The organism is Fenollaria massiliensis, from assembly GCF_023347705.1.
GTDB classification, from domain to species: domain Bacteria; phylum Bacillota; class Clostridia; order Tissierellales; family Peptoniphilaceae; genus Fenollaria; species Fenollaria massiliensis.
Map to the genome: position 1 here is coordinate 132,808 of NZ_CP096649.1, position 15,624 is coordinate 148,431.

A 15,624-nucleotide genomic window follows, 5' to 3' on the forward strand; every position below is an offset into this window, starting at 1 on the left:
TCGCACTCCGCAGCGACAAAATAATTCGAAACTAGCAAAAGGGCTTGATTTAATGCAAATTTAATGCAGCTACTTAAATAGTAGCTGCATTTTTTATAATTATCATACCATAATCAAAAATTCAAATACAATTGCAATATTTATCTAAATATTGTATAATTAAGATGTAGAAAAATATTTTAAGGAGGACTTATTATGGAAGGAAGAAGAAGACCTAGAAAGTCATTATTAATGTACGACAAAGTGCTATTTTTCAGCGCACTTTTATTATTCGCCTTCACTTTAATTTTTGCACTTGATTGGATTATTAGTGGAGCAGCTATGAACAATGCAGATGGTTTTGACGTTTTAGATAAGGTAGCCGGCTTTGGAAAAAGAACAGGTATATACTTTATATTTATCGTTATAACATTTGTAACAACTACACTTGCATTCATTTACACTATGCTTTTAAGAAGAGGTATGAGAAGAAATGCCAAGACACTTGACAACGTTATGATAGGTTTTGGACTATTATTCACATTCATAGACTTCTTCGCAATGAGCAAAATGAGAAAGATTTTAAAAGTATTTGCAGATCCATTGAAATCATGGAGCGATATCGCTAGAATGGGTCTAGGCGATACTGATATTGAAAACTACAAGCCTATATTTGGAGTTATCATCGGCATTTTAGCCTTAATTACACTTTGCATAGGATGTATACTTCTTTATAGAAAGATATTCTTAAGAGTTAGACCAAAAGATGTATCAAGACAAATCAATGCAGTTGGTAGAGGTGTTTCAAACGCTGCCAACGCTGTAAAAGAAACAGCTCAAAACGCAGCAGAAGACTTAAGAAATCCTGACAATGTTGAAGATTATAATACAAGAAGACCAGCTCCAAAGGAATACATTGACGACGACTACGGTGTATACGATGAAGCGCCAAGAGCACCAAGAAGACCTAGACCACAACGTGATGCTGAGTATGATGATTACTACGATGAAAGACCAGCTAGACCGCAAAGACCTGTAAGACAACAAAGACCAGATGCACCTCAAAGACCACAAAGACCAGCTAGACCAGATGCGCCTCAAAGACCACAAAGACCAGATGCACCAAGAAGACCAAGACCACAAAACGAAAATCTTGATGAAGGTAACGGCTATGACGAATAAAGATAATAATAGAGAGTACAGGGAAAATAGAGGCCCTAGAAAAATAAATAAAAAAGATAATTACGACGAGTATAACGATTATAACGAGTATAACGACAACAACGAGTATAACGATAACAATTATAATGATAATTATGATGATGGATATGATGATAATTATGATTATGATGACAATTATGACGACAACTACGACGACGGCTATGACGATGGCTACGATGATTACGATGACTATGGACCAGCATACAGAGCAAAACCTGTCAATAAAAAGCCTATAATCCTAGGCGTAGCAGCACTAGTACTTGTTCTTATCGCGATATTTGTAGTTCCAAAGATAATTTATGCACTAAAACCAGATGCTCTTGTCTCAAGCAAAAACATGGACATAAGTATTGAAGTTAAAGGCTTTGACGGCCACGCTGTAGCGACTGGCTCACTTAACGGCATGCCTGAAATTACTGAGTCTAAGCTAAAAGACAAGGATTATGAAATTTTAGATAGCATCAGCTATGGCGAAATTACATTTGATAAGAGTGAAAATCTTAAGAATGGCGATAAAATCATTGCCAAAGTTAAACTTGCTTCTGATAAATTCAAAATTAAATTTGATAATGACACTATAGAAAAAGAAATGACTGTTGAAGGACTTGCTGAACTTGTTAATAGTTTTGGCGAGCTTCCAAGCGATTTTCTTGATAGACTTGACAAGAGAGCTAATAAGAGCATCTACGATTCACTATATAAGCCAGATGGACTTAAGATAGAAAGACTTGCTCTAATGGAAAAAGCTATGGACGAGGCTGAAATTTATGAAGTAAGTAATTCTTACGATGCCAAATCAAAATACAGATTACTAGGAATTTATCAAGCAAGTTTCAATGAAAGCGACTGGTGGAGTGGCACTAAGACAAGAAAGACTCGTTACTACATCATGGATAGCTACGATTTTGAAAAAGCTAACGGAAAAGTTATATCAGAATTCTATTTCGATGGTTACTATGACAATTACGATGAACTAGTTAACAATCTTGGCTTTAAAGGCTATGCGCTTTTAGACGAAAAACAAGCAAATGCTGAGCCAAAAAAGAGTGATGATAAAGATGAAGATGCTGACGAAGATAAAGATAAAGATGATGAAAAAGACGACGAAAAAGACGAGGAAGAAACAAGCGATATCGGAAAAACATTTCACGTTAAAAACGAAGGCAATCTAAGAGAAGATTATTCGCTAGATGCAGATGTTATAGTTAAGCTTTCAGACGGAGCAGAAGTAACTGTCAAAGATGAAAAGCATACTGATGACGGAAGAACTTGGTATTTAGTTGATGCGGTTGACGTGGATGGAGCTTCTTACTCGGGATGGATTAGTAGCCGTGTTCTAAAGTAATTTTAATTTTGCGTTAAAGTCGCGCCTAAGGCTCGTTCGCTCTTCTGCAATGCTCGAGTACTTGTACGTACACTCCGCTTGCCTCAGAGCTCCACATCGCCTTATCCATCGACTTTTCCAGCAAAATCTGTGAATAAACAAATTTTGTGAGTAAATCGAATCGATTAAAATACAATAAACAATTTATTGAAGAGACCTTAATTGGTCTCTTTTTTTGTGAAAACTATTGACAAGTATGCGCATACACGTACACAATATAAGTAAGGGAGGATTACATGAAAGATAGAGAGCTTTTAAACAAATTTTTAAAGAATGGCTGGGAACTTAGACGAATAACTGGAAGTTACCACCATTTATTTAAAGATGGCAAGAGAGAAACACTGTCTGTTCATAACAGAGAGATCAACCCAAAGCTAGCCAAGAAGATTATTGATATGTATGATTTAAAATAGGAGGTAAATATGATTTTTTATTATCCATTGCTTATACACGACGATGATGGTTATTGGGGAGAGTTTCCAGACGTAGAGGGCTGTCATGCGCAAGGAGATACTATAGATGAAATTATTGAAGATGCAACTTTAGCTTTAGAACTGCATTTGTCTGAGATGCTTAAAGATGGCGAAAAACTTAATTCGCCAAGCGATATTAAATCTATCAAGACTGATAAAAATACTTTTTTAAGTTTAATTAGAGCGGATGTTAATCTTAATAAAGACAATAAATCTGTTAGAAAAACACTAACCATACCATCTTGGTTAAATGATAGAGCTGTTGAGATGAATATTAATTTTTCGAAGACATTACAGGAAGCACTAACAAGAAAAATCATTTAATTTATTAAAGAGACCTTAATTGGTCTCTTTTTTGTGTGATAATTTGTCAAAATACAATTTAGAAATCAAACTAAAAATAGTAAAAGAATATTTAGAAGGTAACATAGGATACGCATCACCTGTCAACTCTTTCTTATAACCTATTATTTATTCTTATTTATTAATAAAATAACACAAAGAAGGCTCTATTAAAATATAATATTACAGAAATTTCCCTCATTAATCAAAAGTCACTGAAAAAATTCTGAAATGAAAATTTTCTCAGTGACCTTTTTGTTGTCTTTTAAGTTATCTTTTATATTTTGTGTTGTAGCCTTCATTCTCTTTTGGCCTATAGGCGTTAGGATAGGCTTGATCTGTTGCAACATCGAGAGATACTTTTTTAAGAAGTTTGTAGACATCGTAGGGATCTTCAATGGAAATAAATTTATTTGCGTCAGCCTTAAAGCTGTAAGATGAATTTCCCCCTTCGCCATTATAAACTAAGATAATTGTGCCAAGTCCCTTGATGTTTTCCATAAAGTTTACATCTACTTTTAAGTTTGTAAGCTCTCTGTGCTCATAATTATTTACATCTCTTCCAAAAATGCCCTGACTGATGTAAACTCTCTTATCTGTAATTGCATATTCTATAGTCCCATAATTTAAAACCCTGTAAATCGGCATTAAAATCGCAAACCAGACAGGAAAAAGATGAATTATAAAGAAAATTATAAAAAATCCTTGTATAAAATTAAATTCTCTTAGAAAAGTAGAAATAAAAAAGAAGTCAAAGATCCCCCAGATTAATGCAATTAAATAAATGCTTGGGTTGCCTACAATATAAAGAAAGGCATTGGGTTTTCCTCGCCACAATATATTTTCATTGTCGTCAATAATTTTTTCAATCATAATTTCCTCCATTGCTTTCTATTTATAAAGATAAAGCATTCTTGTCTAATATTTTATCACAAATATACCTGTGAAAAAATATTTGAATGGCTGAATCTCCACTCATATCTGTAAATTTTTCTTTACATTTATTTGAATTAAAATTTTAAAAATCTATAAAAATTTAGTAACATAATTTTTGCTAATACCAAGCAACTACACGTTAATCTTTGTAATTATTAGTTTCAAGAAATTCTTCAAGTTTAGATAGAGCTTTTTCTGCATATACATAACCACCATAATCTTTATCAGGATTACAAATGTACAATTCTTCAGTATACGGCTCTTCGCCATTTTCAACTCGCATCTTATTAATACTATACCTCGTACCATTAAGTTCTGATCCAATTATTTCTCTATAGAAATCATTTTCCGAGCTTTCTTTAAGGAAAACTTTTCTTTCTTTTAAATCTGCGACGATTACACCCAGAAATTCAGTTTTCCCTTCCGGGTAATACTCATAAACAACTTCCTCATTTGAAAATGAAATCTTCTTTAAAATAACCATTGTATACCTCTATTTATATTATAATCAAAATTACCAGCTGAGCTGGTAGTTTTGATTTGCCCATTTATATATTGATTATGAAATGATCTTAATACTTTATTATTTGTTCATTAGTTCGGACATAAAAATACCCCCATAATATAGCAAAGTATTCAATAGAAAGATTATGAAGTTATAATATTAAATTTTATTAAGGTTTATATATCAAGACTTATTTTCCAATGAATCAATTGCCAGAGCGATCTCGTTTAGCATGGCTATAAGCAGAGATTTATCATTTACTGACAATTGACTACCGATACTTTTATCTGACATATCTATGCCGACAACGCCATAGACTGCACTATTTTTTCTAATGGCAAAATATAAGCCATTAGCATTAGTTAGAGTATTTGTGCCTGCACCAGCACTATCATTATTTAAAAATACCCATTTTGCTACAGTTTTCTCGGAGTCTTGCAAATATATTTCTTTCATATTTGCGACGTTTTTTGGGTTATAAATTATTGGCGACAAAAGCGAGCTTTTGAAAACAGGATAAAATATTATTACCTTGTTTAGGAGCTTATATAGTTGATAGCAGGTTTCATACATTACTTCATCATAGTTTTTGCTTAGCTGTAATCTCTGGCTTGTTTTAAGCAGAACTTCTAAGCTGTGTGACTGCTGAGTTGTTAGTATATTTTCTTTTTTTAGTCTATTTTGCATTAGACTTATGAAAAAAGAAACTATGCTCATTATTATAAATATCATTAGATATTCTTTTGAGTAAATCCTCAAAGAATAATATGGTGGTATAAATATAAAATCTATAATAAATATATTTAGCAAGAGAGCAAGCATATTGTATATAGGGTGTTTTGTTGTGTATCCAACTATGCAGGATGATAATGTATAAAGCAAAACTATGTTAGTTGTATTAAAATCGAAAATAAATAAGGCATAAGATAGTATAGTTGTAGCTAACAGTATGAGCAAAGTTACTATCAGATCTTCTCTATCAAAATGCACAAATTCATCTAGCCTTATATTTTTTTTCTTATACTCACTGTTAGCATCAGGAATTATGAATATATCAAGATTTGGAGCATACTTAGTAATCTCATCAATTATAGTTGTTTTATTCAAAAATGATATTTTCTGTGAGGATCTTCCCAAGACAAGCTTTGATACTCCACTAAGTTTTGCATATTGGCTAATTTGAAATGATATATCATCACCATAAGAAGAAACGATATTAGCTTTTAGATGTTTAGCCAAGTCTATATTTTTTTGTAAGTTATTTTTTTCTGTATTAGAAAAATTTTTGCTTTCAGATGTTTCTACATATAGGGCACTAAACTCTGCATGGAAAGAGTTAGCCATCCTATAAGCAGTTCTGATTGCTTTTTGGTTAGTAGGTGATGGGCTAAGACACACTAGTATATGTTCTTTTAAAAATGGTTTATTTTTATCGTCAGAATACAAATTTATTTTGTCAGCACATCTTCTTAAGGCTATCTCCCTAAGTGATACCAGGTTATCAATTGTAAAAAAATTTTCCAAAGCTTTTTTTGACTGCGCATTCTTATATATTTTTCCTTCTTTCAATCTTTCGATAAGCTGTTCTACTTCGATATCAATTATTTTTATATGATCAGCATTATCAAATACATAATCAGGTACACGTTCATTTACTTTTATTCTTGAAATTGACTCAACTATATCATGAAGACTTTCTAGATGCTGAACGTTCAAAGTTGTATATACATCTATTCCGGCTCTTAGCAATTCTTCTACATCTTGGTATCTTTTTTTGTGTCTGCTTCCTGGTGCATTTGTATGGGCAAGCTCATCTACTAATATGATGTCAGGTTTTCTATCTAGGGCCTTATCTATATCCAGTTCATTAAAAATATGATCTTTATAGTTTATTTTTTTATAGTCTATTATATCTAGACCATTCATTAATGCTAGAGTATCTTTTCTATCATGAAGTTCTACATAACCAACAACCACATCTATGCCTTCTAGGTACTTTTCGTGGGCAACTTCTAGCATATTGTATGTCTTGCCGACACCTGCACAGTATCCGAAGAAGATTGTCAATTCACCTTTTTTTTCCATAAAATTATCCTTCTTTATTTATTTATTTCTGATTTTATTTTACTATATATATTTAAAAAAAAGTCAAAATTAGTGAATTTTAATACAATTTTAATATCTATGGTGTATATTTTAAAACCATTTTAAGGTAAAAGCTGGTATATTATACATATAGTTAGAGAATAGGAGGAGTGATTAATGTTAGACCTTATTATGATAGCTATAATTATCATTTCATTTTTAATATTAAAATTATTTGTCCATTGGATAGATAAAAAAATTACAAGTAATTAATTATTGTGGAGGTTTATATGTTACTATTATTAATTGTTATTTTGGGGGTTTTATGCTATTTGTTTTATGCACTGATTAACCCTGAGAAATTTTAAATATAGTTTTGGGAGATAAGTATGGAGGAAATTATGAATTTAACTAAATGTGATTTTAATAATTGTTTGAATGATTTTTGTTCCTTAATAAAATTAGAAATTGATTTGGGAAACCTTGACGAATGTTTAGAATTGGTAAAAGATAAAATGAAAGAATATCCACATAGTCCAGTTCCTCACAATTTGTTAGGTATTTTGATGGAAATAAGAGGAGACCATGAATTGGCTATGAACCACTTCAGGGCTGCTTGGGCATTAGACCCTTGCTATGAACCTGCTAGTAAAAATTTGGAAAATTTAGCAATATATGGCACAAATAAAAAATATATATTTTCGTAAGAAAATTGTGTAAGTAGGAGAGATTATGTTACAAATATTATTAACATTACTAATATTCTTAGTCATTATATTTCCATGTGGAAATTACTTATATAAAATGACTAACAATAAAAAAACATTCGCTGATCCTTTATTTGATAAAGTGGATTCAGGAATTTTTAAAATTTTAAAGATTGAAAAAAGTGATATGGACTGGAAAGAATATGCATTGTCATTGATTCTTTTAAATGCGTGTTTGGTTCTACTTTCATATCTAGTTCTTAGAATTCAATCTATAGGGATATTTAATCCAAATAAAATAGGCCCTATGGAGGAAACTTTAACTTTTAATACAATTATTTCTTTTATGACTAATACTAACTTGCAACACTATGCTGGTGAATCAGGCTTGTCATATTTTTCTCAAATGTTTGTGATTATTATGATGATGTTCACTTCAGCAGCTAGTGGATATGCAGCTTGCGTAGCAATGATAAGAGGAATACTTGGAGAGAAGATGGGAAACTTCTTTGTAGATTTTATAAAAATCATAACAAGATTTTTATTACCAGCATCTATTATTGTTGGATTATTATTGGTGTCTCAAGGAGTTATCCAAAACTTTAATTCTAATATTTTAATTAAAACTATTGAGGGCAAAAACCAAGAACTTGGTGCTGGTCCTGTAGCTGCTTTGGAAGCAATTAAACATTTGGGTACTAATGGCGGAGGATTTTTCGGAGCCAATTCATCAACTCCTTTTGAAAACCCTAATATTATTTCAAATATTATAGAATTAATTACTATGATGTTATTGCCAGGATCATGTATTTTCATTTTTGGAAAGATGGCACATGATAAGTTTATTAAAAAATCAGCAAGTGGAAATGAACAAATATCAGAGCATACAGATAAAGCTATGGCTAAGAAAGTTTGGCTGGGCAAAGAAGGCCAATCAATATTTATTGCCATGTCCATATTATTTGTAATAGGCTTAGGTGTTTGCTATCATAATGAGCTTAATGGTGTAAATGGGGCAAGTCTTTCTGGAATATCTCACAATATGGGAAATATGGAAGGAAAAGAGATGCGTTTTGGCATTGCCCAATCTTCATTATTTACAACAGTTACAACGTCATTTACTACTGGTACTGTTAACAATATGCATGATACACTTACACCTTTGGGTGGCCTAGTTCCTTTGCTTCACATGATGTTAAATGTTGTATTTGGTGGAGCAGGTGTAGGACTTATGAATATGTTAATCTATGCTATCTTAGCAGTATTTATATGCGGTCTTATGATTGGTAAGACACCGGAATATCTAGGTAAAAAAATTGAAGGTAATGAGATGAAACTTGCAGCTTTATCAATTATCATTCACCCACTTTTGATTCTAGGTTTTTCTGCACTAGCAGTTAGTATAAATCCTGGACTTGAGGGTATTACTAATCCAGGATTCCACGGACTAAGTCAAATACTATACGAATATTCTTCATCAGCAGCGAATAATGGCTCTGGTTTTGAAGGTTTGGTTGACAATACAATCTTTTGGAATATAACTTGTGGATTAGTAATGTTTTTTGGAAGATATTTAGCTATTATTATCCAGCTAGCAATAGCAGGAAATCTTTCTAAAAAAATAGATATCAATGAAACTGCTGGAACATTAAAAACTAATAACTTAACTTTTTCAATTATTTTAGTAATAATTGTTTATATATTTGCAGCACTAACATTTTTGCCAGTACTAGCTTTAGGGCCAATAGCAGAATGGTTGGTACTATAGGAGGAAATATGGTTAATAAGAAAACAAAATTTGTAAGTAAAGATATAATGAAGACTTCTATTAAAGGGGCATTCTTAAAATTAAATCCTAAGTATATGATAAAAAACCCTGTAATGTTTGTAGTAGAAATTGGATTTATAATTTGTCTATTACTTGCTTTTTTCCCAAATTTGATATATGATGGAAGCGACAATGCAAGTAAATATAATATGCTTGTTTCCATTATTTTGTTTATAACTTTACTATTTGCAAATTTCGCCGAATCCGTAGCTGAAGGTAGGGGAAAGGCACAAGCAGAGACATTGAAAAAAACAAAAAAGGATACTAAGGCTAGAAAAATTTTAGATGATGGAAAAGAAATTGAAATCTCTAGTAATGACCTAAAAAAAGGAGACGTAGTTTTAGTAAAAGTAGGCGAAATAATCCCTAATGACGGTGAAATAATTGAAGGTATAGCAAGTATTGATGAATCTGCAATCACTGGTGAATCCGCACCAGTAACTAAAGAAAGTGGAGGAGATTTTTCTTCAGTGACGGGAGGTACACTTGTTGTATCAGACTGGATTAAAGTTCGTATAAGCTCAGATCCTGGTGAATCATTTTTGGATAAGATGATATCTCTTGTAGAAGGAGCCTCTAGACAAAAAACACCAAATGAGATTGCTCTAAATACCTTGTTGGTTTCCTTAACTATTATATTTTTGATAGTTATCATAACACTATATCCAATAGCTAACTATTCTAATGTAAAAATTTCAGTTTCTACATTGATAGCTTTAATGGTTTGCCTAATCCCTACTACAATTGGTGCATTACTTAGCGCAATCGGTATAGCTGGTATGGATAGGGTTACTAGATTCAATGTCATAGCAATGTCAGGCAAGGCTGTAGAAGCTTGTGGTGATGTTGATACAATGATTCTAGACAAAACAGGAACAATAACCTTTGGAAATAGGTTAGCTAGTGATTTTATAAATGTCGATGGAATCGACAAATCAGATTTAATAGAATATTCCATGATATCATCACTAAAAGATGACACCCCTGAAGGTAAATCTACAGTCGAACTTGCAAAAAAATTGGGTTCTAAAGTTAATCCAGCAGATTACGAAGATGCGTCTTTTGTAGAATTTACTGCTTCAAGCAAGATGAGTGGTATTGATTTAAAAAATGGTGTCATGATACGCAAGGGATCTGGAGAATCCATCATAAAATTTGTCACAGAAAAAGGTGGGAGTGTACCAGGTGATTTGCAAGCAAAAGTAGAAGGTATATCTAAACTAGGAGGAACACCACTAGTAGTTTGTGTAGACAATGTAATCTATGGAATAATCTATTTAAAAGACACCGTAAAACCAGGACTAAGACAAAGATTTGAAAGACTTAGAAAAATAGGAATCAAAACTATAATGTGTACTGGAGATAACCCTCTTACTGCAGCTACAATTGCAGCAGAAGCTGGTATTGACGGCTATATAGCAGAATGTAAACCTGAGGATAAGATAGAAGCCATAAAGAAAGAACAAGCCCTAGGTAAAATTGTAGCCATGACAGGAGATGGAACCAACGACGCTCCAGCCCTAGCTCAAGCTGATGTTGGTATTGCAATGAATTCTGGTACAAGTTCAGCAAAAGAAGCAGCAAACATGGTTGATTTGGATTCAGATCCAACCAAAATATTGGAAGTTATAGAGATTGGTAAACAGCTACTTATAACAAGAGGTTCTTTGACAACATTTTCTATTGCCAATGATATTGCTAAATATTTTGCTATAATACCAGCTATATTTACTCTTGCTATACCTCAAATGAAAGTATTGAACATTATGGGATTGAATAGTCCATCAAGTGCTATTATTTCAGCACTAATATTTAATGCAATTATTATTCCTTGTCTAATTCCTTTGGCAATGAAGGGTGTTAAATATGAACCGATGTCAGCTTCAAAAATGTTAGGAAAGAATATGTTGATTTATGGACTTGGTGGAGTGATTTGTCCTTTTATTGGTATAAAACTAATAGATATATTAGTTTTTCCTTTACTTGGAATGTTAGGAATTTAAGGAGTTTAAGGAGTTATAATGAGAAATATTAAAAAATATAAACAAGTTTTTTTTGTTACAATATTTGCATTTATCGTCTGTGGTATTATATATCCACTTTTAATGACGGTACTTGCACAAATTATCTTTCCAAAACAAGCTAATGGAAGTTTAATAAAGATGGGAGATGAAGTAGTTGGCTCAGAATTAATAGGTCAAGATTTTACTGATCCAAAATTATTTCATTCGAGACCATCAGCTGTTAACTACAATGTCTATGAAGATGGAGACAAGTATGATGGATTAGCTTCTGGTAGTAAAAACTTAGCAGTAAGTAACCCTAACCTAAAGAAAAGAATTAACGAAGATATAGATAAGTTTATTAAAGAAAATCCTACGGTATCAAAAGAAGATATCCCTGAAGACATCATAAGCCAATCAGGCTCAGGTCTCGATCCACACATTTCTGTCAAAGCAGCTCAATTACAAGTTGATAGAGTAGCAAAAAATACAAATCTCTCTAAAGAAAACTTAGAACAACTGATAAAACAAAATACTAGTGAAAAAGCTTTGGGAATCTTTGGCGAACAAACTGTAAATGTATTGAAACTAAACATAGACTTAGTAAGTGAAATGAAAAAATAATATTGTAATATAAGGCCTCAGGTAATCATAACTTGAGGCCTAGGATGATTTGACCAATATTTTGCTATAAAGAAGGTAAGTATATATGAATGAAAATATAAAAATATTAATTGTAGAAGATGACAGAGCTGTGAGAAACTTGATATCAACAACATTGCAGATAAATGATTATGAATATGACCTAGCGATTGATGGTAAAAATGCTCTACAGCTAATGACTTCAAATAAATATGACATAGTTTTTATTGACTTGGGATTGCCTGACATTGATGGAATAGAAATAATAAAAAAATTCAGAGATTTTTCGACTACTCCAATTATAGTAATTAGCGCTAGGACCAATGATGAAGATAAAATAGAAGCCTTGGACGCAGGGGCAGATGATTTTTTGACCAAGCCATTTAATGTTGATGAACTTCTTGCAAGAGTTAGGTCAACCTTAAGAAGAATAAACTATGCTGAAAATAATAGTGTTGAAGACAAAATTTCATTTGAAAATGGAGATATAAGAATAGATTATCCTTCGAGAAGCGTATTTATTAAAGGTGAAGAAATACATTTAATGCCAATAGAATATAGTTTATTATGTTTATTAGCAGAAAATGTTGGCAAGGTTCTCACACATCAATACATCCTAAAAAACATTTGGGTCAATTACCTAGCATCTGATCTCTCTTCTTTGAGAGTGTATATGACCTCTCTTAGAAAAAAGATAGAAAAATTAACTGACGATAAGTATATCCAAACTCATGTTGGAGTTGGCTACAAGATGATTAGAATCAATAAATTGGGGGAAGATGAAATAAATGGATTTAATTGATAGAGATTTGATATTAGTATGTATATCTGAATCCCAATCTAATAGTCAGGTAATAAAAGAAGCCAATGAAATAGCTCAAAATGAAAAAGCTAAACTAATTGCTCTATATGTATCTGATAGAGATAAGTTTCAGGAAAAAAAGGACAATGACTACCTACAAGACAATTTAAGTCTAGCGGAAAACATGGGGGCCATGGTTGAGATTATATATGATGACGATATAGCAAGCCAAATAGTAAACTTTGCAAAACTATATAAAGTAAAAAAAATTGTAATAGGAAAAAACCGAAATGATTTTAAGCTATTATCTTTAAATACCAGCATATATGATCAAGTGGTAAAAAAATCTGACAGAATAGATATTTACGCTGTTCCAATAAATGATAAGGTCAAAACTTATGGATTTAAAGAAAACAAAAATATATCAAAAGATTTGTTAATTGCTTTTATAATACTAGCAATCAGCACTCTAATAGGTTATATATTTTATGATTTTGGCTATAGTGATGCAAATATAATAATGATCTATATACTAGGTGTATTTTTTATTGCCCTTGTAACTTATGATGAATTAGTGAGTTTTATTTCATCTGTAATATGCGTATTAGCCTTTAATTATTGTTTTACTAAGCCAACTTTAAGTTTATCAGTATCTAATCCTGAATATATTATTACTTTTTTAGTCTTATTAATAGTATCATTTTTGACAAGTAAGCTAGCAAGCAAGATAAGAAAAAATGCAAAGAACTCATCAAATATGACATATATAACAAAGCTTTTGTTAGAAACAAATCAACTTTTACAGACTAAAATATCCAAACACGAAATCATAGAAACAGGCTGTAATCAATTATCAAACCTACTAAATAGAAATATAGTTTATTACGATATAGTAGATGGGAAAATTCAGGATCCACTAATTTTCAAGGATGATTTTAGGGATGCTGATAAAGAATTTCTCAAAGAATTAGAAATAGTAAAGTGGGTATTTGCCAAAAACAAAAGTGCAGGTGCTGGCACAGAATATTTGCCAGATGCCAAGTACTTATATTATGCAATCAGATTTAATACAAGTGTGTATGGGGTTATAGGTATACATTTGGGTAAAGATAGGCTAGATTCCGTAGAAAATAAAATTTTACTAGCAATCCTTGGAGATATGTCTTTGGCTTTAGAGAAAGAAAAAATTTTAAAAGATAAAAACGAAGCTAATTTGAGAATAAAAGATGAACAATTGAAAACAAATCTTTTAAGATCAATCTCCCATGACTTAAGAACGCCCCTAACAACTATTTATGGAAATTCTGATATACTACTTAATAATTCGGAAAACTTAACAGAAACAATGAAATTAGGGCTATATAGAGATATTTATGATGATTCACGGTGGCTACTGAATCTTATAGAAAATTTACTTTCAGTAACTAGAGTTGAAGAAGGTAAAAGCAAACTAAAAATAGAGCCACAAATGGTTGAAGAAGTCATAGAAGAAGCCCTAAAGCATGTAAGCAGAGATAAAAAAAATCACAATATAACTGTTGATATAGATGATGACTACCTAATGGCTGATATGGATGTGAGGTTAATAATACAAGTCATCATAAACCTTGTAGATAATGCTATAAAATATACTTTTGAAGGGTCAAGTATCAATATAAGAGCCTACCAAGATGCAAACAAAGTCATAATCCAAGTGGCAGATAATGGAAAAGGAATTGAGGATACCGATAAGAAAAAAATATTCCAAAAATTCTATTCGGCTAATAACAAAATCATCGATAGCAAGAGGAGTATAGGTCTAGGCTTATATCTTTGTAGGATTATAGTTAAGGCCCATGGTGGCGAAATAAGTGTAACGGATAATATACCAAGTGGATCTGTATTTACTATGGTTTTGAAAGCTAGCCAATAAACGATAAACTATGTTTTATACTTTGTACAAATATAAAAGAATTATAATATGATACAATTAAAAAGAGCTACCAAATTAAATAAGGTGACCCGGGTCTGTAAACAAATTTGTGTATCAACCTTAATCCTGATAAAAAGGTTCTATAATAAATCGTGTTGGTAGAAGTAGATGAAACTTCTGTCAGCACGATTTTTTAGTGAGATAATTTGTCAAATCAAGTGCAACATTCACATAAATACTCATCAAATAACTCTTGAGGTGTTTTATAGTTAATGCATTTTCTTGGTCTGTTATTGAGAAGTTTAAGAACATTTTGAACTTCTCTTTCGTTTGTCTTAGATAAATCCATATGTTTAGGATAAAACTCTCTTAATAAACCGTTAGAATTTTCATTTGTTCCTTTCTGCCAAGCACAATACGGATCTACAAAGTACATTTTAGTATTTAATTCTTCTTCAATTCTTTTCCATCCAGCAAATTCTTTTCCTCGATCACAAGTTATTGTTTTTACAGCTCCTTCTGGCAAGTCTTTTAATAATTCTATGATAGCATTAGTAACGGTTTCTTCTTTTCGATCTGGAATTAATTTAACTAGATATAGTCTTGTCTTTCTCTCTGCAAGAGAAACAAAACAATATTTGCTTTTTAAAGTATAGTTGTTTATTTTACCTGAAACAACTGTATCTGCCTCCCAATGTCCGAATGCATTTTGTTTATACACTTCCTTAGGCCTTTTGTGTAGAAAATTAAAATACTTAAAAAAGTTAGTTGACGCTAACCAAAAATTGTGCTATTATTATCTTGA

Annotated in this window: 14 protein-coding genes and 1 pseudogene; 11 read left to right on the forward strand and 4 right to left on the reverse strand. The window is 31.6% G+C overall.

Going from position 1 to position 15,624, the window contains the following annotated elements:
* The first annotated feature begins 195 nt into the window (after positions 1–195).
* The 4 genes from M1R53_RS00565 (at position 196) to M1R53_RS00580 (ending at position 3,381) form a co-directional block, all read left to right on the forward strand.
* On the forward strand, positions 196–1,161 hold the full coding sequence (locus M1R53_RS00565) for a hypothetical protein (protein WP_249242698.1): 966 nt from the start codon (positions 196–198) through the stop codon (positions 1,159–1,161).
* On the forward strand, positions 1,151–2,545 hold the full coding sequence (locus tag M1R53_RS00570; protein WP_249242699.1) for an SH3 domain-containing protein: 1,395 nt from the start codon (positions 1,151–1,153) through the stop codon (positions 2,543–2,545). Before M1R53_RS00565 ends, M1R53_RS00570 begins: the two co-directional genes overlap by 11 nt.
* 275 nt (positions 2,546–2,820) lie before the next feature.
* On the forward strand, positions 2,821–2,997 hold the full coding sequence (locus M1R53_RS00575; protein WP_249242700.1) for a type II toxin-antitoxin system HicA family toxin: 177 nt from the start codon (positions 2,821–2,823) through the stop codon (positions 2,995–2,997).
* Positions 2,998–3,006: 9 nt separating this feature from the next.
* Positions 3,007–3,381, forward strand: a complete 375-nt coding sequence (locus M1R53_RS00580) for a type II toxin-antitoxin system HicB family antitoxin (RefSeq protein WP_249242701.1) — start codon at positions 3,007–3,009, stop codon at positions 3,379–3,381.
* 288 nt (positions 3,382–3,669) lie between these two features.
* Here the strand turns inward: M1R53_RS00580 and M1R53_RS00585 are convergent, their stop codons facing one another.
* From M1R53_RS00585 to M1R53_RS00595, 3 genes are all read right to left on the reverse strand, one after another.
* A complete protein-coding gene (locus M1R53_RS00585) occupies positions 3,670–4,272 on the reverse strand; it encodes a PH domain-containing protein (RefSeq protein WP_106018269.1) in 603 nt (200 codons plus the stop codon).
* A gap of 202 nt (positions 4,273–4,474) precedes the next feature.
* Complete coding sequence (locus tag M1R53_RS00590; protein WP_249242702.1) at positions 4,475–4,819, reverse strand: hypothetical protein; 345 nt, start codon at positions 4,817–4,819, stop codon at positions 4,475–4,477.
* Positions 4,820–5,023: 204 nt separating this feature from the next.
* Positions 5,024–6,925, reverse strand: a complete 1,902-nt coding sequence (locus tag M1R53_RS00595; protein ID WP_249242703.1) for a sensor histidine kinase — start codon at positions 6,923–6,925, stop codon at positions 5,024–5,026.
* 290 nt (positions 6,926–7,215) lie between these two features.
* On the opposite strand from M1R53_RS00595, the gene kdpF reads away from it, so the two are divergent.
* From kdpF to M1R53_RS00625, 7 genes are all read left to right on the forward strand, one after another.
* Positions 7,216–7,293 carry a K(+)-transporting ATPase subunit F gene (gene kdpF, locus M1R53_RS07610; protein ID WP_099321785.1) on the forward strand — a complete coding sequence of 26 codons (78 nt, stop codon included), beginning with the start codon at positions 7,216–7,218 and terminating at the stop codon, positions 7,291–7,293.
* Between the two features lie 33 nt (positions 7,294–7,326).
* Positions 7,327–7,632, forward strand: a complete 306-nt coding sequence (locus M1R53_RS00600; protein ID WP_249242704.1) for a hypothetical protein — start codon at positions 7,327–7,329, stop codon at positions 7,630–7,632.
* Between the two features lie 25 nt (positions 7,633–7,657).
* The gene (locus M1R53_RS00605) at positions 7,658–9,400 is read left to right on the forward strand and encodes a potassium-transporting ATPase subunit KdpA (protein WP_249242705.1); all 1,743 of its coding nucleotides are present in this window, start codon (positions 7,658–7,660) and stop codon (positions 9,398–9,400) included.
* 8 nt (positions 9,401–9,408) lie between these two features.
* Positions 9,409–11,463, forward strand: a complete 2,055-nt coding sequence (gene kdpB, locus M1R53_RS00610; RefSeq protein ID WP_249242706.1) for a potassium-transporting ATPase subunit KdpB — start codon at positions 9,409–9,411, stop codon at positions 11,461–11,463.
* An 18-nt stretch (positions 11,464–11,481) separates the two neighbouring features.
* Positions 11,482–12,087, forward strand: a complete 606-nt coding sequence (gene kdpC / locus M1R53_RS00615) for a potassium-transporting ATPase subunit KdpC (RefSeq protein ID WP_249242707.1) — start codon at positions 11,482–11,484, stop codon at positions 12,085–12,087.
* An 85-nt stretch (positions 12,088–12,172) separates the two neighbouring features.
* On the forward strand, positions 12,173–12,907 hold the full coding sequence (locus M1R53_RS00620) for a response regulator transcription factor (RefSeq protein ID WP_249242708.1): 735 nt from the start codon (positions 12,173–12,175) through the stop codon (positions 12,905–12,907).
* Positions 12,894–14,819 (forward strand): ATP-binding protein, encoded by a 1,926-nt coding sequence (locus M1R53_RS00625; protein ID WP_249242709.1) that lies wholly within the window; start codon positions 12,894–12,896, stop codon positions 14,817–14,819. Before M1R53_RS00620 ends, M1R53_RS00625 begins: the two co-directional genes overlap by 14 nt.
* A 214-nt stretch (positions 14,820–15,033) precedes the next feature.
* Here M1R53_RS00625 and M1R53_RS00630 read toward each other — a convergent pair.
* Positions 15,034–15,552 (reverse strand): annotated as a pseudogene (locus M1R53_RS00630) (IS30 family transposase); the annotation flags it as partial.
* Between the last annotated feature and the right edge of the window lie 72 nt (positions 15,553–15,624).

Excerpts from the sequence above, each read along its gene's own strand:
- M1R53_RS00580 (WP_249242701.1), top strand. The coding sequence starts at position 3,007 with ATGATTTTTTATTATCCATTGCTTATACACGACGATGATGGTTATTGG.
- M1R53_RS00620 (WP_249242708.1), top strand. The coding sequence starts at position 12,173 with ATGAATGAAAATATAAAAATATTAATTGTAGAAGATGACAGAGCTGTG.
- M1R53_RS00585 (WP_106018269.1), bottom strand. The coding sequence starts at position 4,272 with ATGATTGAAAAAATTATTGACGACAATGAAAATATATTGTGGCGAGGA.
- M1R53_RS00605 (WP_249242705.1), top strand. The coding sequence starts at position 7,658 with ATGTTACAAATATTATTAACATTACTAATATTCTTAGTCATTATATTT.
- M1R53_RS00625 (WP_249242709.1), top strand. The coding sequence starts at position 12,894 with ATGGATTTAATTGATAGAGATTTGATATTAGTATGTATATCTGAATCC.
- M1R53_RS00590 (WP_249242702.1), bottom strand. The coding sequence starts at position 4,819 with ATGGTTATTTTAAAGAAGATTTCATTTTCAAATGAGGAAGTTGTTTAT.
- M1R53_RS00565 (WP_249242698.1), top strand. The coding sequence starts at position 196 with ATGGAAGGAAGAAGAAGACCTAGAAAGTCATTATTAATGTACGACAAA.
- kdpF (WP_099321785.1), top strand. The coding sequence starts at position 7,216 with ATGTTACTATTATTAATTGTTATTTTGGGGGTTTTATGCTATTTGTTT.
- M1R53_RS00595 (WP_249242703.1), bottom strand. The coding sequence starts at position 6,925 with ATGGAAAAAAAAGGTGAATTGACAATCTTCTTCGGATACTGTGCAGGT.
- kdpB (WP_249242706.1), top strand. The coding sequence starts at position 9,409 with ATGGTTAATAAGAAAACAAAATTTGTAAGTAAAGATATAATGAAGACT.
- M1R53_RS00570 (WP_249242699.1), top strand. The coding sequence starts at position 1,151 with ATGACGAATAAAGATAATAATAGAGAGTACAGGGAAAATAGAGGCCCT.
- M1R53_RS00575 (WP_249242700.1), top strand. The coding sequence starts at position 2,821 with ATGAAAGATAGAGAGCTTTTAAACAAATTTTTAAAGAATGGCTGGGAA.
- M1R53_RS00600 (WP_249242704.1), top strand. The coding sequence starts at position 7,327 with ATGAATTTAACTAAATGTGATTTTAATAATTGTTTGAATGATTTTTGT.
- kdpC (WP_249242707.1), top strand. The coding sequence starts at position 11,482 with ATGAGAAATATTAAAAAATATAAACAAGTTTTTTTTGTTACAATATTT.